Here is a 25,241-nt window from a genome sequence, read left to right as displayed (position 1 = left end):
CATACAATGTTGATTTAATTAAAACTCTAGATTTATAAACAAATTCACTCAGCCAAAAAGAGAGCAACTAAAGCCAAACCTTCTAAAAAGACATATTCTCTTCAAAGTAATGCCAAAACAACTGTATTAAGTTCTAAAAATATATTAGCTTTTATTCGCTACTGCTAAGGGAAACAGGAAGCTGTTGAATCGTGTCAGCGTTTGAAGGGCTTGCTTTCGCGCAGTTTTGCATGATTTATAGGAATACAAATGCCGGGAGCACAGGCTGTGAAAGAACGACCGCTACTGAGTTCGGCATGGGGTCTTGGCTTTTTGCTAAATCACTTTTCTACAGACGTAAAAAAGCCCGACTATTGCTAGTCGGGCTTTGTACAATTTGAAGCCTGTTAATGTCGTGGTGCCCACAGCGGTAGAGAGTCACAGTGAAATGTTACCTATCATAGGTCAGTGTATTTAATAGCCAAAACACTGTTCACAAAGAGGCGCTTTGCTTAAGAGACGCGACGCTTTAGAGAAGAGAATGCTGAAGATTACTTTTCTGCAGACGTAAAAAAGCCGCTTCATTTCTAAAGCGGCTTTCTACAATTTGAAGCCTGGTAATGTCCTACTTTCACATAGCAAATGCTACACTATCATCGGCGCTGTTTCGTTTCACTACTGAGTTCGGCATGGAATCAGGTGGGTCCAAAACGCTATTGTCACCAAGCAAATTTGGGCGTTAATCCGTATCTCTACGCACTAACTGAATTTGGAAAATATCTGATAATATTTTTTAAGTCTTTCTGTCAGTAATATCTACTTTAGTTATTAACTTCTGTCTTAACTGTCACACAAAACGCGTTTGGCGTTGTATGGTTAAGCCTCACGGGTAATTAGTACAAGTTAGCTTAATGGCTCACACCACTTCCACATCTTGCCTATCAACGTTGTAGTCTTCAACGGCCCTTCAGAGACTTTAAAAGTCTAGTGAGAACTCATCTCGAGGCCTGCTTCGCGCTTAGATGCTTTCAGCGCTTATCAGTTCCGAACGTAGCTACCGGGCAATGCCATTGGCATGACAACCCGAACACCAGCGGTTCGTTCACTCCGGTCCTCTCGTACTAGGAGCAACCCCTCTCAATTCTCAAACGCCCACGGCAGATAGGGACCGAACTGTCTCACGACGTTCTAAACCCAGCTCGCGTACCACTTTAAATGGCGAACAGCCATACCCTTGGGACCGACTTCAGCCCCAGGATGTGATGAGCCGACATCGAGGTGCCAAACACCGCCGTCGATATGAACTCTTGGGCGGTATCAGCCTGTTATCCCCGGAGTACCTTTTATCCGTTGAGCGATGGCCCTTCCATTCAGAACCACCGGATCACTATGACCTACTTTCGTACCTGCTCGACGTGTCTGTCTCGCAGTTAAGCTGGCTTCTACCATTACACTAACCGTACGATGTCCGACCGTACTTAGCCAACCTTCGTGCTCCTCCGTTACTCTTTGGGAGGAGACCGCCCCAGTCAAACTACCCACCAGGCACTGTCCGTAACCCCGATTCAGGGGCCAACGTTAGAACATCAAAACTACAAGGGTGGTATTTCAAGGACGACTCCAACAAGACTAGCGTCTCATCTTCAAAGTCTCCCACCTATCCTACACATGTAGGTTCAATGTTCAGTGCCAAGCTGTAGTAAAGGTTCACGGGGTCTTTCCGTCTAGCCGCGGGTACACAGCATCTTCACTGCGATTTCAATTTCACTGAGTCTCGGGTGGAGACAGCGTGGCCATGGTTACACCATTCGTGCAGGTCGGAACTTACCCGACAAGGAATTTCGCTACCTTAGGACCGTTATAGTTACGGCCGCCGTTTACCGGGGCTTCGATCAAGAGCTTCTCCGAAGATAACCCCATCAATTAACCTTCCGGCACCGGGCAGGTGTCACACCGTATACGTCATCTTGCGATTTTGCACAGTGCTGTGTTTTTAATAAACAGTCCCAGCCACCTGGTCACTGCGGCTCCCGTCCGCTTAGAGAGCAAGTCTCATCACAGATAGGAGCGTACCTTCTCCCGAAGTTACGGTACGATTTTGCCTAGTTCCTTCACCCGAGTTCTCTCAAGCGCCTTAGTATTCTCTACCTGACCACCTGTGTCGGTTTGGGGTACGATTCGGTATAATCTGAAGCTTAGAGGCTTTTCCTGGAAGTATGGCATCAGCAACTTCACTACCGTAGTAGCTCGTCTCGTGTCTCAGGTTTAATGTTCGTCCGGATTTACCTAAACAAACGCCCTACTCACTTTCACATGGACAACCATCGCCATGCTTGCTTAGCCTTCTCCGTCCCCCCATCGCAATTATACCAAGTACGGAAATATTAATCCGTTTCCCATCGACTACGCCTTTCGGCCTCGCCTTAGGGGTCGACTTACCCTACCCTGATTAACATGGGATAGGAACCCTTGGTCTTCCGGCGTGCGGGTTTTTCACCCGCATTATCGTTACTCATGTCAGCATTCGCACTTCTGATACGTCCAGCATACCTCCCGGTACACCTTCAACCGCTTACAGAACGCTCCCCTACCACTCATACAAAGTATGAATCCGCAGCTTCGGTGCATAGTTTAGCCCCGTTACATCTTCCGCGCAGACCGACTCGACCAGTGAGCTATTACGCTTTCTTTAAAGGATGGCTGCTTCTAAGCCAACCTCCTGGCTGTCTGGGCCTTTCCACATCGTTTCCCACTTAACTATGACTTTGGGACCTTAGCTGGCGGTCTGGGTTGTTTCCCTCTTCACGACGGACGTTAGCACCCGCCGTGTGTCTCCCGGATATTACTTTACGGTATTCGGAGTTTGCAAAGGGTTGGTAAGTCGGGATGACCCCCTAGCCTTAACAGTGCTCTACCCCCGTAAGTATTCGTCCGAGGCTCTACCTAAATAGATTTCGGGGAGAACCAGCTATCTCCCGGTTTGATTAGCCTTTCACTCCTAGCCACAGGTCATCCCCTAACTTTTCAACGTTAGTGGGTTCGGTCCTCCAGTTGATGTTACTCAACCTTCAACCTGCCCATGGCTAGATCACCGGGTTTCGGGTCTATACCTTGCAACTATTCGCCCAGTTAAGACTCGGTTTCCCTACGGCTACCCTAATCGGTTAACCTCGCTACAAAATATAAGTCGCTGACCCATTATACAAAAGGTACGCAGTCACAGAACAAGTCTGCTCCTACTGCTTGTACGTACACGGTTTCAGGTTCTATTTCACTCCCCTCACAGGGGTTCTTTTCGCCTTTCCCTCACGGTACTGGTTCACTATCGGTCAGTTGGGAGTATTTAGCCTTAGATGATGGTCCACCTATATTCAGTCAAAGTTTCACGTGCTCCGACCTACTCGATTTCACTTAAAATGTCTTTTCATGTACGGGACTATCACCCTGTATCGTGGCACTTTCCAGAGCCTTCCATTAACACATAATAAGCTTAAGGGCTGTTCCGATTTCGCTCGCCGCTACTTTCGGAATCTCGGTTGATTTCTTTTCCTACGGGTACTTAGATGTTTCAGTTCTCCGCGTTCGCCTCGTTAACCTATGTATTCAGTTAACGATACCTGCAAGCAGGTGGGTTTCCCCATTCGGAAATCCTAGTCTCAAGTGCTTTTTACTAGCTTGACTAGGCTTATCGCAAGTTAATACGTCCTTCATCGCCTCCAACTGCCAAGGCATCCACCGTGTACGCTTAGTCACTTAACCATACAACCCAAACGGGTCTTTGTTTTGTGACAGTTTAACTTCGCCAGAAGTTAATATTGAATACTAAAGTAGATACCAATCAATCGACTCATAAGAGTGATTAAATGGCACTGAATGATACTGCTATCATTCTTTTTTACTTTTGAAAACTCTGTACAAATAACAATGTTATTCATACGAATTTTATTATCAGCTTTTCCAAATTTTTAAAGAGCATATTAATTAACTAAGCCAGTGGCTTAACTAACTAACAATCATCTGTGTGGACACTACGAACAAATAAGTTCTAAATCGTATAAGGAGGTGATCCAGCCCCAGGTTCCCCTAGGGCTACCTTGTTACGACTTCACCCCAGTCATGAATCACTCCGTGGTAAACGTCCTCCCGAGGGTTAGACTATCTACTTCTGGAGCAACCCACTCCCATGGTGTGACGGGCGGTGTGTACAAGGCCCGGGAACGTATTCACCGCGTCATTCTGATACGCGATTACTAGCGATTCCGACTTCATGGAGTCGAGTTGCAGACTCCAATCCGGACTACGACGCACTTTAAGTGATTCGCTTACCTTCGCAGGTTCGCAGCACTCTGTATGCGCCATTGTAGCACGTGTGTAGCCCTACACGTAAGGGCCATGATGACTTGACGTCGTCCCCACCTTCCTCCGGTTTATCACCGGCAGTCTCCTTAGAGTTCTCAGCATTACCTGCTAGCAACTAAGGATAGGGGTTGCGCTCGTTGCGGGACTTAACCCAACATCTCACAACACGAGCTGACGACAGCCATGCAGCACCTGTATCAGAGTTCCCGAAGGCACCAATCTATCTCTAGAAAGTTCTCTGTATGTCAAGTGTAGGTAAGGTTCTTCGCGTTGCATCGAATTAAACCACATGCTCCACCGCTTGTGCGGGCCCCCGTCAATTCATTTGAGTTTTAACCTTGCGGCCGTACTCCCCAGGCGGTCTACTTAATGCGTTAGCTTTGAAAAACAGAACCGAGGTTCCGAGCTTCTAGTAGACATCGTTTACGGCGTGGACTACCGGGGTATCTAATCCCGTTTGCTCCCCACGCTTTCGTACATGAGCGTCAGTGTTGACCCAGGTGGCTGCCTTCGCCATCGGTATTCCTTCAGATCTCTACGCATTTCACCGCTACACCTGAAATTCTACCACCCTCTATCACACTCTAGTTTGCCAGTTCGAAATGCAGTTCCCAGGTTGAGCCCGGGGCTTTCACATCTCGCTTAACAAACCGCCTGCGTACGCTTTACGCCCAGTAATTCCGATTAACGCTCGCACCCTCCGTATTACCGCGGCTGCTGGCACGGAGTTAGCCGGTGCTTCTTCTGTCAGTAACGTCACAGATGTGAGGTATTAACTCACACCCTTTCCTCCTGACTGAAAGTGCTTTACAACCCGAAGGCCTTCTTCACACACGCGGCATGGCTGCATCAGGCTTTCGCCCATTGTGCAATATTCCCCACTGCTGCCTCCCGTAGGAGTCTGGACCGTGTCTCAGTTCCAGTGTGGCTGATCATCCTCTCAAACCAGCTAGGGATCGTTGCCTTGGTGAGCCATTACCTCACCAACTAGCTAATCCCACTTGGGCCAATCTAAAGGCGAGAGCCGAAGCCCCCTTTGGTCCGTAGACATTATGCGGTATTAGCAGTCGTTTCCAACTGTTGTCCCCCACCTCAAGGCATGTTCCCAAGCATTACTCACCCGTCCGCCGCTCGTCAGCAAAGTAGCAAGCTACTTTCTGTTACCGCTCGACTTGCATGTGTTAGGCCTGCCGCCAGCGTTCAATCTGAGCCATGATCAAACTCTTCAATTAAAAAGTTTTGTGTCTTTCGACAGCTCAATGAATTCTGAATTTATTTAATATCTTTCGATATTGAATTGACTGTGCTGAATAACTACCTAAGTAATTATTCTGTTGGTCACTCAGTTTCAATTGAGACTCTAATTTGTTTGCCTCACTACCTAAGCAGCTTGGCTGTTAGAACTCAATCTGTACGAGTGCCCACACAGATGATTGCTTTATATTGTTAAAGAACGTTTGAGTTGCCTTAGCGACTCAAGGGAAGCGAACCTTACGCTTTCCTGTGTTTTTGTCAACACTTAATTTTAAATTTTATAAAAATCTAAACTCAAGTTTTACTCGACTCACTAAGTGGTTTGCTTGCCTCGCTAAGCGTTGCCTGCTCTGCCGTCTCAGTGGGGTCGCATTATAGGGAGCCGCGAATTTAACGCAAGCCTTTTTTAGCTAAAAAAGTGATTTAAATTACACCCCAAGCAAGCGCACACCCTAAACACAAGTTACCCACAAACACCTGTTGATAACTCTGTTTTTATGGTCGTTTATTCTAAACACTTGGCCATTCCTATGGTAAGTTGCGGTCACTTTTTTAACGCATGTCTTTAGGTAGTATTTATGGCAGATATAATAAATAGTATAAGTGGTCTCTTGTGGGGGCACGTTCTCGTATACTTATTAATAGCAGCGGGTTTATTTTTCACCTTTAAGTTAGGTTTTATTCAATTTGTACAATTTCCACATATGTTCAAGGTCATGTTTGGATCTCGAAAATGTGCGAATAACGAAATCTCTTCTTTTCAAGCTTTTTGTACTTCATTAGCAGCTCGAGTCGGTACTGGGAATATGGCAGGTGTCGCTGTTGCATTGTATCTGGGTGGCCCGGGAGCTATTTTTTGGATGTGGTTAATTGCATTAATTGGTATGGCGACAAGCTTTGCCGAAAGTACACTTGCACAAGCTTATAAAACAAAAGATGCTGAAGGTAATTTTAGAGGTGGTCCAGCTTACTATATGCAAACCGGCCTAGGTAAGCGTTGGATGGGGGTTTTATTCTCATTGTGTTTAATTTTAGCTTTTGGTCTTGTATTTAATGCTGTGCAGTCAAACTCAATTGCTGCCGCTTTTGAAGTAGCATTTGATATCCCAAAATATATTGTAGGCATTTGTTTAGTTATTGGCTCTGGGATCATCATATTTGGGGGCCTTAAAACAATATCTCGATTTGCTGAAATGGTTGTGCCTTTTATGGCTTTGGCCTATTTATGTGTTGCGCTTTATGTTTGTGCTATTAACTTTTCTGCACTTCCTCATGTATTCATGTTAGTAATTAACAGTGCTTTTGGAATAGAGCAAGCCGGTGCTGGCGCTATAGGTTATGGTGTAATACAAGCGATGATCCAAGGGATTAAACGTGGTTTGTTCTCTAACGAAGCGGGTATGGGTAGCGCTGCTAATGCTGCAGCAACAGCAACACCTTACCCTCCTCACCCTGCTTCACAGGGTTATGTGCAAATGCTTGGGGTTTTTATTGACACAATTGTAATTTGTACTGCGACTGCATCACTTATCCTTCTATCTCAGCAATTAATTCCTGAATCAGGAGTATTGGGTATAGAATTGACTCAAGCAGCATTATCAGAACATGTTGGTAGTTGGGGCACTTATTTTATCGCTATTGCAATTTTATTCTTTGCCTTTACCTCTATTGTTGCTAATTACTCGTATGCAGAAACTAATCTTATGTTTTTAGAACATAACTCCCAAAAAGGGATGTTTATATTCCGCTTGATTGTTTTAGGAATGGTTATGTTTGGGGCCGTAGGTGAGCTCGGATTAATTTGGACATTAGCCGATATATCTATGGGCTTAATGGCTATTGTTAATGTAATCGCGTTATTTATGCTTTCTGGTGTCGTTGTATGGCTTTCAAAAGACTATAACGAACAACGTAAAAAAGGCCTAATCCCCTCGTTTGATAAAAGTAAACATCCAAAACTAGATAAAGAGGTAGACCCTCTAGCTTGGAAATAAAAAATAAAATAGCGAGCTCCGGCTCGCTTTTTTAGTTCTAAAATTTATTTACCCAACATTAAAAACTAAGATTAATTTTTACCACTACTTTATATTTACTACGTATAGGAACAAAAAAAGATATCTAAAAAAGGAAAGCCGATGGATGACATGACAAAAAAATACAGTATCGATACTACTGATTATCAAGTTGGACAAGATAATATTCAAAAATGGGGGTTTGATATACATAATCCTGTATTTGGAATAAGCGCTTTTTTAGTTGTTTTATTTGTATTGCTTAGCTTGGTTTTTGACCCTACCGTTACCCGCGACGCACTAACCTCCACTAAAGACACTATCATAAATCAATTCGATAGTTACTTTATGTTACTTGCTAACGCCTTTGTAATCTTTTGTATTATCTTGGCATTCTCTCCCTTAGGTAAAATTCGTTTAGGCGGTGTAAAAGCTCGTCCAGAGCATGGTTACATATCGTGGCTTGCCATGTTATTTGCTGCAGGAATGGGCATTGGATTACTATTTTGGGGTGTTGCAGAGCCAACAGCTTATTATACAGGTTGGTATCATATGCCTATGGGGGTTGAACCCAATTCACCACAAGCACATTCATTAGCTTTAGGTGCAACTATGTATCACTGGGGTTTGCACGGATGGGCAATTTACGCAGTAGTTGGCTTAAGCTTGGCTTTTTTTGCATTTAATAAAGGCCTGCCTTTGTCTATACGTTCTGTTTTCTATCCCTTATTTGGTGATCGCGCATGGGGGTGGATGGGGCATATCATAGATATACTCGCGGTACTGTCGACTTTATTTGGTTTAGCAACATCACTGGGGCTTGGCGCGCAACAAGCGACCAGTGGTATAAATTACCTTTTAGGCACCGATTATGGCACTGCTTTTCAAATATCTGTTATTGGCTTAGTAACGTGTATTGCTATTTTCTCTGTTATTAGAGGTATTGAGGGCGGTGTAAAAGTACTAAGCAACGTTAATTTAATTTGTGCGTTTATTTTACTGTTAGTTGTTATCGTACTTACATTCTCTGATTCAATTCCTGCTGTTTGGTTTACCCTGGGAGCATACGTAGAACATTTTGTACCATTGAGTAATCCTTTTAATAGGCCCGATGAAGATTGGATGCACGCATGGACTGTATTTTATTGGGCATGGTGGATATCTTGGTCACCGTTTGTTGGCATGTTTATAGCGCGAGTTTCTAAAGGACGAACTGTAAGAGAGTTCTTACTTGTTGTTATAGGCCTGCCAACTCTGCTCAGCCTTGTGTGGATGAGTGTATTTGGCAATATGGCAATTACACAAGTTATAGACAAAGTCGGACCACTTGGACAAAATGGCTTGACTGATATTTCAGTTACTTTATTTCAAGTATATGAACAGCTACCGTTTTCTAGCTTTATTTCTATTATTTCTATTGCTTTAGTTTTAGTCTTTTTTATCACTTCATCTGATTCAGGATCACTGGTGATAGACGGCATAACTGCTGGCGGTAAAATTGATGCACCAGTGCCACAGCGTATATTTTGGGCTACTGTCGAAGGTATGATAGCAGCAGTGTTACTTTGGATTGGCGGCTCGCAAGCCTTACAAGCACTTCAATCGGGTGTAGTAACTACTGCACTCCCATTTTCAATCATACTTATTTTAATGTGTGTTGCGCTTATACAAGGCTTGCTAAGCGAATACCCTACTTATAAGGTTCAAAGCAAACTGCACTAACAATTCATCCGGTATAAGTGGCTCTTAAGAGTCGCTTATACAACTCATTTAAAACTTATTATAGCCACGTCACATTTTCCTCAATCTAGCTCTAGTTACTACTTTTTTATTTTAAAAGAGCAAACCTTACTCTCTTCGTGTTGAAAATATCTGATTGACTAAAAGATAGATAAAGGAGTAATTAAATTACTAATGTTCTGATTTGTTTATTTTGTTATGGACAAGTGCGTTACTCATACAGATTCACATAATTAAGTACTATTTCGGATTGGTATTAACTGAGCTGAGTGAAATAGAGTAATGACGATAAAAATTGGGCCTTGCAAAGGCTAAGTGACAAAATCTTTAAATAGTAAAGTTAAGGAGATATTAAAAATAGATTAGATAAATGAGATTTGAATATATATTAAAAAATTTGTGGTGTGAGTTTTTGTGATTTCGGATTTGGGATTTATATAGAGATGGTGCCCGAGGCCGGACTTGAACCGGCACGACTTGTTAGTCGAGGGATTTTAAATCCCTTGTGTCTACCAATTCCACCACTCGGGCATCGAGTTTGCTAATTAAAGCGTGTGGAGTAAATTATGTGGAGGCGGAACCCGGAGTCGAACCGGGGTAAACGGATTTGCAATCCGGTGCATGGCCACTCTGCCATTCCGCCTTAACGCTTCCATATAATTTGGAGCGGCACACGAGGCTCGAACTCGTGACCTCGACCTTGGCAAGGTCGCGCTCTACCAACTGAGCTAGTGCCGCATAAAACATTATCAGTAATTTGTCCGTTTGTTCGCGACCGTGTCGCGGTAAAACGTTCTGGTAACTAAACTAATGCCAAAAATACTAATTTATCAACTTCAAATTACCTTGGTATGATAATTTAAAGTGGTGCCCGAGGCCGGACTTGAACCGGCACGACTTGTTAGTCGAGGGATTTTAAATCCCTTGTGTCTACCAATTCCACCACTCGGGCATCGAGTTTGCTATTTAAAGCAAGTGGATAAAACTAATATGGAGCGGCACACGAGGCTCGAACTCGTGACCTCGACCTTGGCAAGGTCGCGCTCTACCAACTGAGCTAGTGCCGCATCATATTAATTCTACTATTACATTTTAAAAGTTATATGTTGGTGCATATAACTAAACCACAAAGTGGTGCCCGAGGCCGGACTTGAACCGGCACACTCTAAGAGCGAGGGATTTTAAATCCCTTGTGTCTACCAATTCCACCACTCGGGCATCGAGTTTGCTATTTAAAGCGTGTGGAGTGTTGATTGGAGGCGGAACCCGGAGTCGAACCGGGGTAAACGGATTTGCAATCCGGTGCATGGCCACTCTGCCATTCCGCCCCAGCACTGGGGTTATAACCTTAGATAACTTGGAGCGGCACACGAGGCTCGAACTCGTGACCTCGACCTTGGCAAGGTCGCGCTCTACCAACTGAGCTAGTGCCGCATTTCGTTATCTTGGGGGCTATGCCCTCTCAACACGGACGCATTCTACAGAGATTATTAAACGCGTCAATACAAAAAATGCTAGTTTTGAACTGTTTGCTTGTTTTTTATCTAAAACGGTGCGTTATTATACATTTACAGTTAATTTTTGGTCAATTCACTCCATGCAGCCTTCAAATATTGCAGCATAGAACTCAGGGTCAAAAAGGTTGCTATATAGAGTAGCCCAAAACTTAAATAATTCATCCAGGTGTCATATTGCCAAATCAAACCAATGATGGCTAACATTTGCGCGGCAGTTTTAATTTTTCCCATATTAGATACAGCTACATTGCCACGCTTGCCCTGCTCAGCCATCCATTCCCTTAATGCTGATATAACTATTTCTCGACTAATAATAATAAGCGCAGGAATGGTCATATACATTGACTGATATTGATCAGAGAGAGCAACAAGTGCAGCACACACCATTACCTTGTCTGCAACAGGATCTAAAAAGGCTCCAAATGGCGTTGATTGTTCTAATTTTCTTGCAAGGTAGCCATCAAGTATATCGGTAATTGATGCAAGCCAAAAAATAAAAGCGGCAGCAAAAAAAGCCCAGCTATAAGGCAAATAAAATATCACCAAAAAAATGGGGATAAGAAAAAGTCTAAATGTTGTGAGTGTGTTTGGAATATTCCACATAACTACTTGGATATGTCTTTTCTTTTATATTCGCATGAAGGGCTAGCCCTTGTCATGTAAATGGTTAAATATCTTCTCAGCCATATCAGGGCTGATCCCGGGAACTTTCTTTAATTGTTCTATATTAGCAGCTTTTACCCCCTGCATGCCCCCTAAATATTTTAATAATGTTTGGCGACGTTTAGAACCTACTCCATTAATTTCTTCCAACAATGATTGTGTTCGCTGTTTTTGGCGCTTATTACGATGCCCAGCTATTGCAAAACGGTGAGATTCATCTCGTATATGTTGTATTAGGTGAAGTGCAGGCGCATCAGAATCCATCGGAATTGTTTTACGCCCCCCATCTATGAGTAATGTTTCTAGGCCAGGTTTACGGCTCGTTCCTTTTGCAACTCCGACTAGCAGAGGCATTTTAGAATGAGACCAATTAGAAAAATATTGCTCTGCACGCCCTAACTGTCCTTTACCGCCATCTATAAATATTACATCTGGGATTTTGTCTTCATCCACTAATTTGTTGTAACGCTTATTTAAAGCAAACTCCATGGCTGCATAATCATCACCACCGGTTATACCGGTTACATTATAGCGCCTGTATTCTTTTGTATTTGGGCCTTGCGAATCGAAAACAACGCAACTTGCTACCGTGTTTTCTCCCATAGTATGGCTTATATCAAAACATTCCATTCGCGCTATATCATCTAGGCGTAATGTTGCTTTTAATTGGGCATAGCGCTTATTAATAGAGTCTTGTGTACTTTGTTTGACAGCAATACTGTTTAACGCATTTTTATTTGCTAGTTGAAGGTATTGCGCACGCTCTCCACGTGTAACCACTTTAAGCGCCACTTTACGATCGCTTATTTGCGTCAGTGCTTCGCTTAACGCACTGCTCTCTTCTATTTCAAACGGGAGTATAATTTCTTTAGCAATGCGTCCTGTTGCACCTGGTGCTAAATAATATTGACCTAAGAATGAAGTTAAAATTTCTTGCCCGCTTGAATCTTTTGGTACTTTTGGAAAGTACGTTTTACTGCCGAGCACTTTATGATCGCGAATCATTAATAAATGTATGCCGTTTAATCCATTTAAATGCGCGAAGCCCACCACATCCATTTCTGCAAAATTACCTGAAATAGACTGCTGCTCCTGCATTTTACGCAGTAGCATTATTTGATCACGTACTTTTGCGGCAAGCTCAAAGTTGAGCTCCGCACTGGCCGCTTCCATTTTTTTTATTAGTTCGGCAATGACTTCATCCGATTTACCCGTCAAAAATTTGCGAACATAGTCAACTTGTTCACTGTAGTCTTGCTCGGTAACTTTGTTAACGCATGGCGCAGAGCAACGCTTGAGCTGATACTGCAAACAAGGGCGACTTCGGGCACGATAATAAGCATCTTCGCATTGACGAACGGGAAATATTTTTTGCATTAAACGCAAACTTTCCGAGACCGCGCCTGCACTCGGAAATGGACCAAAATACTCACCTTTTATTTTGCGGCTACCTCTATGGAACGCTAACCGCGGATGCTTATGGTTTGTTAATAAAATATAGGGATAGGACTTATCATCTCGCAGTAGAATATTATAACGAGGCTGATATTTTTTTATGAGGTTATTTTCGAGCAGTAGCGCTTCGGTTTCTGTGTTGGTCAGTGTGACTTCAATATCATTAATGTTACTGACTAAAACACGGGTTTTGCTGTCGGTAATGTTGGATCTAAAGTAACTGCTTACGCGTTTTTTTAATTGTTTAGCTTTACCAACATAAATAACTTGGTTGTCACTATCAAGCATGCGGTAAACACCGGGCTCGCTTGATAGCGTTTTTAAAAAATGTACGTGATCAAATTCAGACATATAAAAGGGTTAGTACGACACGTCTATGTCAATCATCTTATGACGAATAGCTAAATGTGTAAGTTCAACATCGCCACCTACATTCAATTTTTCAAACATTCGGTAACGATAGCTATTAACTGTTTTAGAACTGAGGTTTAAGCGCTCTGCAATATCTTGTGCTTTTTCACCTTTGGTGATCATAAGCATTATTTGAAGTTCGCGCTCTGATAAGCTCTGAAACGGATTTTCGTCTGTACGACCAGTAACCTGTGCCAGTGCTATTTGTTGTGCAATTTCAGGCGCAATGTAGCGTTGACCTGCATGGACTGAACGAATGGCACGAACCATTTCATCAGAGCCAGCTCCTTTAGTAAGAAAGCCGTGTGCACCAATTTGCATTACTTTAGACGGAAATGGGTCTTCGCAATTAACAGTAAGAACGATAATTTTTACATCTGGGCAATAGCGACAAATCTTTTTAGTTGCCTCTAATCCACCCATGCCAGGCATATTCATATCCATAAGTACAATATTAGGTGTGTGCTGTCGGCAAAACTGAACAGCGGCTTCACCGTCTTTTGCTTCACCTACAACTTTAAACCCACGCACATCATCTAATATGCGTCTGATCCCAGTTCGTACTAGTTCATGATCATCAACTAAAAGTACATTAATCAATGCAATACCCTCATTAACTCAACTACACACGTCTAAATAATTTAATTTGTCACATTAACACAGTTAAAGCGAAACAATAACTAATATTATCGCTCTCACTCAGGCACGTTAACTAAAGTTAAAAGTACTGAAATCAATGTGCCCAGCGATTTAAGAGGCTGACTTTTCACTAAAACGGTCAACCCATAATGCAATAATACCATCACCGGTAACATTACATGCCGTACCAAAGCTGTCTTGTGCTAAGTACAGTGCAATCATTAATGCCACAGCCCCTTCATTAAAGCCAAGCATGCTTGTTAAAAGCCCAAGCGCAGACATTACCGCACCACCCGGTGCACCTGGCGCTGCAATCATCACAACACCGAGCATAAATATAAATGGCAACATGCCCATTAACGATGGCACTTCCATACCTGGCGATAAAAACATAACGGCCATGGCACACGTAACAATAGTAATCGTTGAACCCGACAAATGAATGGTGGCACATAAAGGTACAGTAAAGTTTGCTACGTCTTCTTTAACATTATTTGCTTTACTTGATTGCAACGACACAGGAATAGTTGCTGCACTCGACATAGTACCTAATGCAGTAAAATAAGCCGGTAGCATATTTTTAACTAATTCAAGTGGATTACGCTTCAATAAAATGCCTGTTACAATATATAGAACACTTAACCATAGCCAATGCATTACAAGGGCTGCAATGAGCACCACGCCAAATGTTTGCAGCGTATCAACCACTGTGCCTGCTACAGTCATTTCAGCAAATACACCGGCAATATAAAACGGTAATGCCGGAATAATCACTTTTGACAATAACGCATCTATTACATCACGACCCTGATCCGATACTTTTTTTAATGTGTCTAATTCAAGCTGGCTCATACCAATACCAAATATGAAAGCCGTAGCAAGCGCAGTCATCACCCCCATTAATGGTGGGATTTCTATATCAATAAAACTGCCTATTTCCGTGGCTACTTCAGCTTCGAATGTAATACCCCCACTTAAAAATGGGATAACAGCACTGACTAATAAAAAAGCAAGCGTGCCGGCAATGACGGTAGAGCTATATGCAAATCCAACCGTTTTACCAAGTAAGTGGCCAGAACCTTTAGGAAGCCCTGCAATACCAGAAGCAATAAAAAACAAAATAATAAGAGGAATAGTGAAGGAAATAATTTGACCAATTAACTCTTTAACCGTAAATAAGAGTTCAACACCTGTCAAAGGCACATAAAAGCCTACCAATATACCAGCCACAATGCCGGCAATTAACTTTAAAATTAACTTCATTTTTATTACTCAATTATTGTTAGATAAACGTTTTTATCATGTTTTGGTTAGCTTGTGTCATAAAACCGCTGAACTAAAGTTTGTTTGCATAAATAATCATCAATAAAAAGTGCATTTGACCTCGGTAAAGTATCATATTCAAAAATCACTCAATTTATTAGCCGTTAGGCCGCATGAGTGTCTGCGCCTATTTAAATATTTAAGCTTCTCTTTATTTTATTTATAGGTAAAAAGCCGACATAACAAACAAAAGCGTCTTATCATTAAATTAAATGTGCGCACCTAATAACAAAAGGCACAGCTAATATAGATTTTTATTTCACTTAGTTATAAGCTCAATGGATATATCTTATAGCCAAACTTTACTTTTATTTTTTTAAACTCTCAGTAAAGTGTCAACATATAGTTAGTAGCAAAGGCTATTAGCACGTTGATCAGATTGTATCCAAAGGAACATTATGTCTACTATTTTTGAAGATAACTCACTTAGTATCGGTAATACACCACTGGTAAAACTTAAACGTGTTACAGGTGGGAATGTATTCGCTAAAGTGGAAGCGCGTAACCCAAGCTTTAGTATAAAATGCCGCATTGGTGCATCGATGATTTGGGAGGCTGAAAAAGCAGGTCAGCTAACTGAGGGTAAAGAACTTATCGAGCCTACATCTGGTAATACAGGTATTGCATTGGCCTTCGTTGCCGCAGCACGTGGTTATAAACTAACGCTTACTATGCCTAACACTATGAGCTTAGAGCGTCGTAAACTTCTAAAAGCGTTGGGTGCCAACCTTGTGCTTACAGACGGTGCTAAAGGTATGAATGGTGCAATCCAAAAAGCAAAAGAGATTCAAGCCACCGATCCTGAAAAGTATATCTTGCTACAGCAGTTTGAGAATCCAGCAAACCCAAAAATACACTTTGAGACTACAGGTCCAGAAATTTTTGATGCTCTTGACGGTAAAGTGGATTACTTTGTAGCAGGCGTAGGTACTGGCGGGACTATAACAGGTGTTAGTCGTTACCTTAAAACAGAAAAAGGTCTAAACGTTAAGTCTATTGCTGTTGAGCCAACTAATTCGCCAGTGATCAGCCAAACACTTGCCGGTGAAGAAGTTAAGCCAGGGCCACATAAAATCCAAGGTATTGGCGCAGGATTTATCCCTGGAAACCTAGACATGAGCCTAATAGATGCTGCAGAGCAAGTATCTAACGAAGATGCAATTGCTATGGCACATGAGCTAATGAAAAAAGAAGGTATACTAGTGGGTATTTCATCTGGCGCTGCTGTAGTGGCAGCAAAACGCATTGCTGAAAAACCAGAAAATGCCGACAAAAATATAGTTGTAATTTTACCAAGTGCCACTGAACGTTACTTATCAAGCCCGCTATTTGATGAGGAATTTAGTGACCAAGAGCTTGTTCAATAATCATAGCTAACCATTTTTTGAAAGGATGCCTAGGCATCCTTTTTTATTATTTACTCTGCAATATCTTTTTATTTACCTTCCATGTCTTTACATATTAGCTAATTCACCACACACTTAAATAAAACTAACTAACAAAAATTAACATGAAAAAAATAACCTATTTAGTCAGCCTTATTCTGTGTTTGTTTTTAGTTGCCTGTGGCGATGATGTAAAAAAACTTGGCGATTCACCGGGTGACACTGCAACAGCCTACTTTGATGCCTTGTACAATCAGCAAGACCTTCAAAAAGCAACAACCATGGCAACACCCAACCTTACGCGAATCATGAAGTCGTACGGTACAGCTAAACAATTTACTCGTAACTTAGTTAACATGCAGTACGATGAGGTTATTATTGAAGTTGATATGACCAATATGAGTGTACGCGAACAGTATGGTGACAATGCTAAAATAAATCTTATTTTCACCGGTTATTTAAATGGTAACAAAATAGATGATATGCGTAGCGTAAAAATGCTACGTAAAAAAGGTAAATGGTATATCGACAAAATAGTTGCCGACCCATACGCACGTTAATCATTATATTAAAAAAGGCCTTACACATGTAAGGCCTTTTTTTTATTTCCTCTTCACATAATTAGCTACAACTCGCCTTGCTGAAAGTTATCAACCGCTATTGCTTGCTTACGTAGCTTATTGGCATGGTGCATAGCATCGGCATCGGTTTGCGTTACTAAATCATTGTCTAATGCAAAGTTAATCGCACCTTCAATATCGAGCGTTGCAGGAATATTGCCTTTGCGCTGCCATTGTTTTAAATCTTTGAATTGAGCCTGCATATCGTGCATGGCTAAAAATGCATTTTCCATTACCCCTGTACCTGCGTTTTCATCTACATAACACAAATGAGTTAAGCGATTTCTAAACACACCTGGTTGTGTCATATGCTCGCAAATACGTTGTGCAATTTCATCGCTTGGTTTTTCGTAATGATTACCAATTGGAAATACAATACGCTTAAGCACAAAATTAATAATTGGGTTTGAGAAATTTTTGAAAAAACCATCAAACGCTTGGCCAATTTCAAATAACGATGTTTCTATCGCATATTTAACAAAAGGTAAGTCTGCTTGTTGACGACCTTCGTCTTCGTAGCGTTTTAAAACCGTAGAAGCTAAATACAACTGGCTCAATACATCACCTAATCGGGCAGATATCATCTCTTTGCGTTTGAGCTCACCACCTAACATTAACATGGCTACGTCAGTACAAATAGCTAAGCCTCTGCTCATTCTGCTTAGGTGCTTGTAATAAACTGCTGTTTCGCCGCCAACAGGCGCTTTTGCAAAGTAACTACGTGTTAAACCATGTATAAATGCCATGCTGGCATTACTTACAGCAAATAATATATGGTTCATTAATAAACCATCAAATTGATTCAGAGCAGCATCGTCGTCTTCAAGTGCAGCGGCCTCCATTTCTTTTAGAACAAAGGGATGACAACGAGTCGCTCCTTGGCCAAATATCATTAAATTTCGAGTTAAAATATTTGCGCCTTCTACCGTAATAGACACCGGTATTCCCATATAACCATGTGCCAAATAGTTATTTGGCCCCACCTGAATGCCTTTGCCTGAATGAATATCCATCGCATCATTCATGACTGTACGACCCATTTCCGTCATATGGTATTTGGCAATAGCGGTGACAACCGAAGGGCTAAGTTTTAAATCGATTGCGCCAGCCGTCATTAACCGACATGACTCTAGTGTGTAAGTTAAGCCACCAATGCGAGCAAGCGCTTCTTGCACACCTTCAAATTGCCCAATAGATACACCAAATTGTTGGCGAACTACGGCATATGCTGAAGTCATTTTAGCCGCTAGGTGACCGGTTGCAGCACTTAAAGCCGGCAGCGAAATACCACGCCCTGCACTTAAACACTCCACCAGCATGCGCCAGCCACGCCCCGCACACTCTTGTCCACCAATAATCCAGTCAAGCGGAATAAACACGTCTTCACCATAAGTTGTACCGTTCATAAATGCCATATTAAGTGGGTAATGGCGCTCACCTGTTTTAACTCCAGGGTGATCGGTTGGAATAAGTGCGCACGTGATACCAAGCTCTTTTTCGTCTCCTAATAAACCATCGGGGTCATACATTTTAAAAGCAAGGCCTAACACGGTGGCAACGGGTGCAAGGGTAATGTAACGTTTTGACCAGTTTAAACGAAGGCCAATTACTTCTTCACCATTGTGCTCTCCTTTACATACAACGCCAGAGTCTGGAATGCTACCGGCATCAGAGCCTGCTTCTGGGCCTGTAAGTGCAAAGCATGGAACATCTTCACCATTGGCAAGCGTTGGTAACCAGCGATCTTGCTGCTCTTTAGTACCGTAATGCAGCAATAGCTCACCCGGCCCTAAACTATTTGGCACCATTACGGTAACCGCCGCAGTTAAACTCTTAGTCGAAATTTTTGAAACAATGGTTGAATTAGCAATCGCCGAAAACTCTCGCCCACCAAACTTTTCAGGAATGATTAATGCAAAAAAACCTTCTTTTTTTAAGTAATCCCACACTTCTATTGGCAAATCTTTATCTTTTTGCACTATTTGGTAATCATCTAGCATCGCCATTAGGGTCTCAACCTGATTAGCCATAAATGCGTTTTCTTTTTCGCTCAATTCTGGCTTTGGAAAATTGTGTAATTTTTTCCAATCAGGGTTACCACTAAATAGTTCTCCATCCCACCAAACATCGCCTGCTTCCATAGCCTCTCGCTCTGTTTGCGAAAGCGGTGGAAGTACTTTTTTAAACATTTTAAACGTGGGTCTACTGATCAGGTTTAAGCGGATATCTTTAACAGCAAAAATAACCACCATAACAACCAGTAAAATGATAAATACCGACATGCCTACATTCCTTTAACATTAGAAATTAATAACCTAAGTATGACCCATCTTAGTTTAAATACAATCATTGCAAATACGCTGTCTACTAAGCCTGTAAATTAGGTAATAAAGAATAAACTAGTCTGTAATTATTAATTTTGATATGGGTAAAGCAACTAACAAATAAAACGTATAAGCCTTATCAATACAAAAGCCCGCTGCATGAGCGGGCTTATATTTTAATTAAGCTGAAAACTTAAATTGTGTTATTAATTAAAACTGAAAACGCATGTTTGCAAAGTAAGCATCATTATCAGAGTCATCGGCATTGTTCTCGTAACCTACTTTAAGGCCAATATTTTTGTTAATGAAGTGCTGAGCACCAAAGCTGTAGGTATCTTGTTTATCGTAGCTTGCAAATACAGAGGTCGCTTTTGAAAAATAGTAATTCGTTTCTGCCACCCATTGGTTTTCAGCATCATCAATGCTTTCGTATTTACCTTCAAATGTTAAGTAATTACCTTGCTGTAAATCAATAAAGTATTTAGCAGCAACGGCGCGGTAATCAAAATCATCATCCGCAGTAACAGTTACACCTACGTAATCGGTACTGTTAAGCATATGGTTATACGCTAAATCGAATAAAGCGAAGTCTTCGCCATCTTTATTTTCAACTAACGTCACTTTTGCAAGCAGGTCTGGGTTAAAAAAGTAACCGCCTGAAATTGTATATGCTTCGTTGTGATTACCAACATCAAGGTTTGTGTATGACGCACCAATAACAAATTCATTAATAAAGTACTCACCACCAACTAACGTTGTATCGCTAAAGTCGTCATCAGCGTATGCGCCGTAAATGTTGCTTTGTTTATTAATGTATTCAAATTGGTCGTATGGGCCTAATGTTTTTTTAGGTGATAGATAATAAATAGAATCTACAGCAACGGTATCGTTATTGTCGCTGTCTTTGTAACTTAAGTTACTGATTGAGTTATAGCTGTCTGCAGCAGCCGCAGTGCTAGATAATAAAATGCTTGAAATAATAACTGCTAATTTTTTCATTGTAAGACTTCCCTTTGTACATTGCGTTTTATGCTTTAGCTAAATTACTAAAGTGGGCACATGCTAACGCTGGGAAACTGAATGAAAACTTAATTAAACTATTGTATTTGTTAAGTTAATTGTAAGTAGGTGTAAGAAACTGTAAAATTAAAGTAGTTGTTACATCTTGTCAACAACTACTTAAAGTAGTTGTACGATTATAGAGCGTGTTGGCTAATTACTCTATAAACTTCATTAATGTTATCGCCTGCTTTAAACTCTTTTGTAAGTGGCGTTGGGTCAGAGCCAATCCAAATTTTAAGTTCAGCATCCAAATCAAAGTGCCCTGCACTCTCTTTACTAAACTTGGTAATTTTAGAGTAAGCAATACTCACCATTTCCATTTTAGAACCAGTTACACCTTGCTTATCAATTAAAATTAAGCGCTTGTTTGTAAAAATGAACATATCGCGAATAACTTTATAGGCTTTTTCGACGTGCTCACCCTCAATTAATGTATTAGCGAGTACTTTTTCTAAATCAGAATCATCAACTTCGCTTGCGTTACCCATTAATCCGCTTAATAAACCCATTATGCTTTCTCCTGTTTAAAAATTTGATTTTCTAATGTATGGCCATTAACCAATTGCCTGTATTGCCAATTATGTTGGTGGCAAAACTGTAATAGTGCAATATCAAGTGCCTGCTCAGATTGTGTGTATTCAATAACATACTCTTTGTGTTGGCTCATATAAACAGAGCTTACACCATTGAGTAACTGTAACTGTTGCTCAACGTTTTCATACATCTCGTTTAGCATTAATGTGTAAAAGTGTTTGTCGGTTTGATTTACTTTTGTTTGATGCTCACTCAATACGCCTTTATCTAAATGCAGCACTTGGGAACATAACCGCTCAAGCTCAGTTAAATCGTGCGAACTTAAAATAAAGGTTGCTTCAGAGCTCAACGTTGACACCAACTCACGTACTTCTCTGGCATGAATAGGGTCAAGTCCTGCGGTTGCCTCATCTAGCATAACAATTTGCGGCGAACCAATTAGAGCCTGCGCTATGGTTACACGTTTGCGCATACCATGCGATAAATCACCTGCACGGTTTTTAGCAATTTCACGCAGCCCAACTAAATCAAGCACGCGCAATGCTTCTGTTTGGCTTTGCTTGGTACTCATACCTTGTAATTTGGCGTAAAAAGCAAGTTGTTTATCTATATTAAAACGCGGATCGAGCTGCGCATCTTGTGGTAAAGCACTGACCTTATTAAATAAGGCGGCACTGCCGGGTTTATGGCCGAGTATTTCAAGCTCACCATTGCTGGGCGTTATATAGCCGCATAACAAACTAAATAATGTTGTTTTACCCGCACCATTTGGGCCAACAAGAGCAACAGGAGCACCTTGCTCAATTTCAAAGTTCACATTATTAAGCGCAAGTTTAGACCCATACGACTTACTTAAATTACGCCCTGTAATTAATGGATTCATAGTGAGCTCCTTGCAAAAATACGTTGAGCCACTGCCAGTAACACAGCAGTTTGTACAAGTGGTATTCCCACGGCACTTAATAATGGCAGGTTTTGACCGGCGAGTTGCTCTATTTGTACACCCGGGAATAAATAATCAAGCACGCTTAATGCAGGTATTTGCCACTGTATTAAACCCACTACAATTCCACCCGCTGTAAAATATAAAATAGCGAGTACAATTGATAACCGCGATGAACGTGCAAAAGTATTAATTAAAGTCATTAACGCCACAAACGGTGCAAATGTAACGATAAGAATTAAAAATATCGACAGTGCGCGGCCAACGCCCCCTACCAACAAACTCGGATCGCGATACCCTAATACCGCTAACGTGGCCACTAGAGTAATTGCTACCAAACACGTTAATACCGCTAATTGCCCTAAAAATCGGCCAAACAATATTTCAAATCGGGTTGAACGCAATGATAAAAACCTAAGTGTACCGCGCTCTCTGTCACCCACTGTTTGGTCACTACAAATAAATAAACTAAAAACAGGGAAGCTATACAATGCAATAAGCCAATACATAGCAAACTCGGCTTCAGGCCAATCAAGAAGTTTACTCAAGCCAATTGAGCCTGAAATATCGCGGGCTATTTGCTCAAAGTTTGGGGAGCTAATAATGCTCACAGCTTGTCCTATCGGGTAGCGTAAAATAATTAACCAAACAAGTGCAAATGCCGCAAGAGCTATAAGCCCACGTTTAGTTAAAAACATACGTACAAGCTCAAATCCCGCAATTTGCGTTAATCGCCCTACGTTTATTGGTAATGGTGTTGCCATTGACTATCCTTAATGACGTTGCTCATGCTTTAGTTTAAAGCCTAATATAACAACCCTAAGTGTAAACACCTTGAATTACCAGCAAAAAAAAGCCCACTAAGAGTGAGCTTTGTAACAAACCATTAAAATGTAACAAGCGCATAGTTATAAATGCAGCTTGTATACCTCTAACGCTTGGCTTAAATCAGCTATTAAGTCGTCGATATCTTCAAGGCCAATATGCAATCTAATAACCGGTCCTAAATCCCACCCGGTGGTTGAGCGCAACCCTTTCATGGTTAAATTAGCGGTAACTAAACTTTCAAAGCCACCCCACGAAAAACCCATCTTAAAATGCTGAAGGCTATCTAAAAATGCATCTATCGCTTTTTGATTCCCTGTTTTCATAACAATTGAAAACAAGCCATTACTGCCGTCAAAGTCACGCTTAAAAAACGCATGGCCTGGGCAGGTTTCAAAGGCTGGATGGCGAATATGATCAACTAACTCATGCTGTTCAAGCCATTTTGCTACCTTTATCGCCGCCTTTTCATGCTGATTTAAACGCACGCTCATCGTGCGTAAACCGCGCAGTGCCAAATATGCATCATCAGCACTTGTACACTGCCCTAGTAAGTAAGAATGTTCGCGAAGCGTTGGCCAATATTTTTTATTTGCCACTGCAACTCCCATCATTACATCTGAATGACCAACAATGTACTTTGTTGCCGCTTGAATACTAATATCGACGCCATGCTCAAGCGGTCGGTAATGAAGGCCGTTTCCATAAGTATTATCCAGCATGGTCATAACGTTATGTTCTTTGGCTACGTTTACCATGGCTGGTACGTCTTGAATTTCCATAGTTATAGAACCAGGAGATTCTAAAAATAACACCTTGGTGTTTGGCTTAATATAATCTTTTATGCCTGCACCAACTGTTGGCGGGTAATAAGTAGTGGTAATTCCTAGCCCTGCTAAAATTTTATCGCAAAAATCGCGAGTAGGCTCATACGCGTTATCAACCATTAAAATATGGTCACCACTTTTTAAAAACGACAATAGCGCTTGGCTAATTGCAGCAGCCCCACACGGATAAAGTGCGCACCCTTCACCGCCTTCTAACTCGGTAATGGCCTCTTGCAATGCAAAATGTGTGGTTGTGCCACGACGCCCATAAAAAAGGGTTTTATCGCCGCGTTTTTTTGCCGCTTCTTTAAGTTCTGCAACCGAATCAAATACCACCGTTGATGCGCGCTGCACAACGGGGTTTACTACACCATGGGTGTAAGCTTTTTTGCGCCCAGACGACACAAGCTGAGTATTTTTATTACTGTCACTCGACATGGTTATTCCTTATGGATTAGTACGCCAATGTTCAATTAAATAGCGAGAAATAGAATCAGTACGAGGAAGTTTTAAATGCTCTCCTTCGTCATGCCAATTACCAAAGTTTGCCAAATCTTCACGGCTAAACCACTTAGCATCGTCAAGTTCGTCCTTATCTACGTTAATTTGCTCAGACGTTGCCTTTGCAAAAAAGCCAAGCATAATAGATGAAGGGAATGGCCATGGCTGAGAGGCCACATAGGTTACGTCATCAACGTCAATCCCTGCCTCTTCTTTTACCTCACGGGCAACAGCTTGCTCTAAAGTTTCACCTGGGTCTACAAAGCCGGCTAATGACGAATACATTCCCTTAGGCCAAACTGCTTGGCGGCCAAGCAAACATCGCTCAATGCCATCGGCAAACGTTTTAGTTACAACCATGATTACGGCAGGATCGGTACGAGGAAACGTGGGGTGTTTACAGCGCTCGTTTTCACATAAACGAGAATGCCCCGCTTCAACTAAATGGTTTTTACTGCCACAACGCCCACAAAAACGATGAGTTGCATGCCAATAACAAAGCCCGCGGGCAAGTGCAGCAATAGACCCCTCTTTTATATCAACAAGTGGGCCCTGTTTACGAATATCCATAAACTCTGCGCCACTTATTATGGGGGTAAGTGTTGTGTCATCAATAGTAGATACATCGAGGGCAAACACCCCCTGTTTTGTGGTGTTTAAGCCTAAAAATAGCGCATTGGTTAAGTTTAGCTGTGCAATTTTTTCGTACGGTAAAAACTTTATTTGAGGCGTATTTTTAATAAATAATGTTTCGTTGTTTTTTACCAAAAGCCACAAGCTTTGCGACGACAATTGACCTTTGAGCCATTTTGGGTCTTTTCGCACATTGGAGCATCTATCAAGTGGCATATCACTGTAGTTGAGCATG

The 25,241-nt window shown here is 41.7% G+C and carries 15 protein-coding genes, 8 tRNA genes and 3 rRNA genes; 4 read left to right on the top strand and 22 right to left on the bottom strand.

From position 1 onward, the window contains the following. Positions 1 to 591 precede the first annotated feature (591 nt). The 3 genes from rrf to PS1M3_RS05725 form a co-directional block, all read right to left on the bottom strand. Positions 592 to 706: ribosomal RNA gene (gene rrf, locus PS1M3_RS05735) — 5S ribosomal RNA — on the bottom strand. Between the two features lie 145 nt (positions 707 to 851). Next, a 23S ribosomal RNA gene (locus tag PS1M3_RS05730) occupies positions 852 to 3,738 on the bottom strand. Between the two features lie 296 nt (positions 3,739 to 4,034). Next, positions 4,035 to 5,570: ribosomal RNA gene (locus PS1M3_RS05725) — 16S ribosomal RNA — on the bottom strand. Together the 16S, 23S and 5S rRNA genes form the textbook arrangement of a ribosomal RNA operon. A 600-nt stretch (positions 5,571 to 6,170) precedes the next feature. On the opposite strand from PS1M3_RS05725, the gene PS1M3_RS05720 reads away from it, so the two are divergent. Next, entirely contained in the window at positions 6,171 to 7,586 is a 1,416-nt protein-coding gene (locus PS1M3_RS05720) for a sodium:alanine symporter family protein (RefSeq protein WP_203986679.1), read from the top strand. A gap of 141 nt (positions 7,587 to 7,727) precedes the next feature. Next, complete coding sequence (locus tag PS1M3_RS05715) at positions 7,728 to 9,326, top strand: BCCT family transporter (RefSeq protein ID WP_203986677.1); 1,599 nt, start codon at positions 7,728 to 7,730, stop codon at positions 9,324 to 9,326. Between the two features lie 462 nt (positions 9,327 to 9,788). Here PS1M3_RS05715 and PS1M3_RS05710 read toward each other — a convergent pair. The 12 genes from PS1M3_RS05710 to PS1M3_RS05655 all read right to left on the bottom strand — a co-directional run bounded on the left by PS1M3_RS05710 (position 9,789) and on the right by PS1M3_RS05655 (position 15,292). Next, a tRNA-Leu gene (locus tag PS1M3_RS05710) sits at positions 9,789 to 9,875 on the bottom strand. A 38-nt stretch (positions 9,876 to 9,913) separates the two neighbouring features. Further along, positions 9,914 to 9,987, bottom strand: a tRNA-Cys gene (locus PS1M3_RS05705). A gap of 19 nt (positions 9,988 to 10,006) precedes the next feature. Next, positions 10,007 to 10,082 (bottom strand) — tRNA-Gly (locus PS1M3_RS05700). Positions 10,083 to 10,209: 127 nt separating this feature from the next. After that, positions 10,210 to 10,296, bottom strand: a tRNA-Leu gene (locus PS1M3_RS05695). A gap of 39 nt (positions 10,297 to 10,335) precedes the next feature. Beyond that, a tRNA-Gly gene (locus PS1M3_RS05690) sits at positions 10,336 to 10,411 on the bottom strand. Positions 10,412 to 10,476: 65 nt separating this feature from the next. Further along, positions 10,477 to 10,562 (bottom strand) — tRNA-Leu (locus PS1M3_RS05685). 36 nt (positions 10,563 to 10,598) lie between these two features. Further along, positions 10,599 to 10,672, bottom strand: a tRNA-Cys gene (locus PS1M3_RS05680). A gap of 30 nt (positions 10,673 to 10,702) precedes the next feature. After that, a tRNA-Gly gene (locus PS1M3_RS05675) sits at positions 10,703 to 10,778 on the bottom strand. A 140-nt stretch (positions 10,779 to 10,918) separates the two neighbouring features. Next, positions 10,919 to 11,464, bottom strand: coding sequence for a CDP-diacylglycerol--glycerol-3-phosphate 3-phosphatidyltransferase (pgsA, locus tag PS1M3_RS05670; protein ID WP_058429426.1), 546 nt, complete (start codon positions 11,462 to 11,464; stop codon positions 10,919 to 10,921). Between the two features lie 42 nt (positions 11,465 to 11,506). Further along, on the bottom strand, positions 11,507 to 13,330 hold the full coding sequence (gene uvrC / locus PS1M3_RS05665; RefSeq protein ID WP_203986675.1) for an excinuclease ABC subunit UvrC: 1,824 nt from the start codon (positions 13,328 to 13,330) through the stop codon (positions 11,507 to 11,509). A 9-nt stretch (positions 13,331 to 13,339) separates the two neighbouring features. Then, positions 13,340 to 13,990, bottom strand: coding sequence for a UvrY/SirA/GacA family response regulator transcription factor (uvrY, locus tag PS1M3_RS05660; RefSeq protein WP_006794015.1), 651 nt, complete (start codon positions 13,988 to 13,990; stop codon positions 13,340 to 13,342). 150 nt (positions 13,991 to 14,140) lie between these two features. Continuing rightward, positions 14,141 to 15,292, bottom strand: a complete 1,152-nt coding sequence (locus PS1M3_RS05655; RefSeq protein ID WP_203986673.1) for a dicarboxylate/amino acid:cation symporter — start codon at positions 15,290 to 15,292, stop codon at positions 14,141 to 14,143. A gap of 458 nt (positions 15,293 to 15,750) precedes the next feature. Here PS1M3_RS05655 and cysK point away from each other — a divergent pair, with 458 nt between their 5' ends. Together cysK and PS1M3_RS05645 are read left to right on the top strand one after the other, a co-directional pair. Beyond that, complete coding sequence (gene cysK, locus PS1M3_RS05650) at positions 15,751 to 16,719, top strand: cysteine synthase A (protein ID WP_006794017.1); 969 nt, start codon at positions 15,751 to 15,753, stop codon at positions 16,717 to 16,719. Positions 16,720 to 16,862: 143 nt separating this feature from the next. Continuing rightward, a complete protein-coding gene (locus PS1M3_RS05645; RefSeq protein ID WP_006794018.1) occupies positions 16,863 to 17,297 on the top strand; it encodes a hypothetical protein in 435 nt (144 codons plus the stop codon). 65 nt (positions 17,298 to 17,362) lie between these two features. Here PS1M3_RS05645 and PS1M3_RS05640 read toward each other — a convergent pair whose 3' ends face one another. The 7 genes from PS1M3_RS05640 to nudC form a co-directional block, all read right to left on the bottom strand. Next, positions 17,363 to 19,639, bottom strand: coding sequence for an acyl-CoA dehydrogenase (locus tag PS1M3_RS05640; protein WP_138741099.1), 2,277 nt, complete (start codon positions 19,637 to 19,639; stop codon positions 17,363 to 17,365). A 252-nt stretch (positions 19,640 to 19,891) separates the two neighbouring features. Further along, a complete protein-coding gene (locus PS1M3_RS05635; protein WP_008132234.1) occupies positions 19,892 to 20,680 on the bottom strand; it encodes a putative porin in 789 nt (262 codons plus the stop codon). A 197-nt stretch (positions 20,681 to 20,877) separates the two neighbouring features. Next, positions 20,878 to 21,252 carry a PH domain-containing protein gene (locus PS1M3_RS05630; protein ID WP_006794021.1) on the bottom strand — a complete coding sequence of 125 codons (375 nt, stop codon included), beginning with the start codon at positions 21,250 to 21,252 and terminating at the stop codon, positions 20,878 to 20,880. Next, the gene (locus PS1M3_RS05625) at positions 21,252 to 22,160 is read right to left on the bottom strand and encodes an ABC transporter ATP-binding protein (protein ID WP_203986671.1); all 909 of its coding nucleotides are present in this window, start codon (positions 22,158 to 22,160) and stop codon (positions 21,252 to 21,254) included. Before PS1M3_RS05625 ends, PS1M3_RS05630 begins: the two co-directional genes overlap by 1 nt. Then, positions 22,157 to 22,984, bottom strand: a complete 828-nt coding sequence (locus PS1M3_RS05620) for an ABC transporter permease (RefSeq protein WP_203986669.1) — start codon at positions 22,982 to 22,984, stop codon at positions 22,157 to 22,159. The genes PS1M3_RS05625 and PS1M3_RS05620 overlap by 4 nt, the downstream gene beginning before the upstream one ends. 144 nt (positions 22,985 to 23,128) lie before the next feature. Beyond that, positions 23,129 to 24,310, bottom strand: a complete 1,182-nt coding sequence (locus PS1M3_RS05615) for a cystathionine beta-lyase (RefSeq protein WP_203986667.1) — start codon at positions 24,308 to 24,310, stop codon at positions 23,129 to 23,131. A 9-nt stretch (positions 24,311 to 24,319) separates the two neighbouring features. Beyond that, positions 24,320 to 25,240 (bottom strand): NAD(+) diphosphatase, encoded by a 921-nt coding sequence (nudC, locus tag PS1M3_RS05610; protein ID WP_203986665.1) that lies wholly within the window; start codon positions 25,238 to 25,240, stop codon positions 24,320 to 24,322. Between the last annotated feature and the right edge of the window lies 1 nt (position 25,241).

The organism is Pseudoalteromonas sp. PS1M3 (assembly GCF_016865405.1).
GTDB classification, from domain to species: domain Bacteria; phylum Pseudomonadota; class Gammaproteobacteria; order Enterobacterales; family Alteromonadaceae; genus Pseudoalteromonas; species Pseudoalteromonas marina.
This window is presented reverse-complemented; position numbering and strand designations above follow the sequence as displayed.

What these genes read in the sequence shown, in the direction of transcription:
- PS1M3_RS05655 (WP_203986673.1), bottom strand. Translation starts at nt 15,292, where the DNA reads ATGAAGTTAATTTTAAAGTTAATTGCCGGCATTGTGGCTGGTATATTG.
- PS1M3_RS05720 (WP_203986679.1), top strand. Translation starts at nt 6,171, where the DNA reads ATGGCAGATATAATAAATAGTATAAGTGGTCTCTTGTGGGGGCACGTT.
- PS1M3_RS05715 (WP_203986677.1), top strand. Translation starts at nt 7,728, where the DNA reads ATGGATGACATGACAAAAAAATACAGTATCGATACTACTGATTATCAA.
- uvrC (WP_203986675.1), bottom strand. Translation starts at nt 13,330, where the DNA reads ATGTCTGAATTTGATCACGTACATTTTTTAAAAACGCTATCAAGCGAG.
- PS1M3_RS05630 (WP_006794021.1), bottom strand. Translation starts at nt 21,252, where the DNA reads ATGGGTTTATTAAGCGGATTAATGGGTAACGCAAGCGAAGTTGATGAT.
- nudC (WP_203986665.1), bottom strand. Translation starts at nt 25,240, where the DNA reads ATGCTCAACTACAGTGATATGCCACTTGATAGATGCTCCAATGTGCGA.
- cysK (WP_006794017.1), top strand. Translation starts at nt 15,751, where the DNA reads ATGTCTACTATTTTTGAAGATAACTCACTTAGTATCGGTAATACACCA.
- PS1M3_RS05635 (WP_008132234.1), bottom strand. Translation starts at nt 20,680, where the DNA reads ATGAAAAAATTAGCAGTTATTATTTCAAGCATTTTATTATCTAGCACT.
- PS1M3_RS05615 (WP_203986667.1), bottom strand. Translation starts at nt 24,310, where the DNA reads ATGTCGAGTGACAGTAATAAAAATACTCAGCTTGTGTCGTCTGGGCGC.
- PS1M3_RS05620 (WP_203986669.1), bottom strand. Translation starts at nt 22,984, where the DNA reads ATGGCAACACCATTACCAATAAACGTAGGGCGATTAACGCAAATTGCG.
- PS1M3_RS05640 (WP_138741099.1), bottom strand. Translation starts at nt 19,639, where the DNA reads ATGTCGGTATTTATCATTTTACTGGTTGTTATGGTGGTTATTTTTGCT.
- pgsA (WP_058429426.1), bottom strand. Translation starts at nt 11,464, where the DNA reads ATGTGGAATATTCCAAACACACTCACAACATTTAGACTTTTTCTTATC.
- PS1M3_RS05645 (WP_006794018.1), top strand. Translation starts at nt 16,863, where the DNA reads ATGAAAAAAATAACCTATTTAGTCAGCCTTATTCTGTGTTTGTTTTTA.
- PS1M3_RS05625 (WP_203986671.1), bottom strand. Translation starts at nt 22,160, where the DNA reads ATGAATCCATTAATTACAGGGCGTAATTTAAGTAAGTCGTATGGGTCT.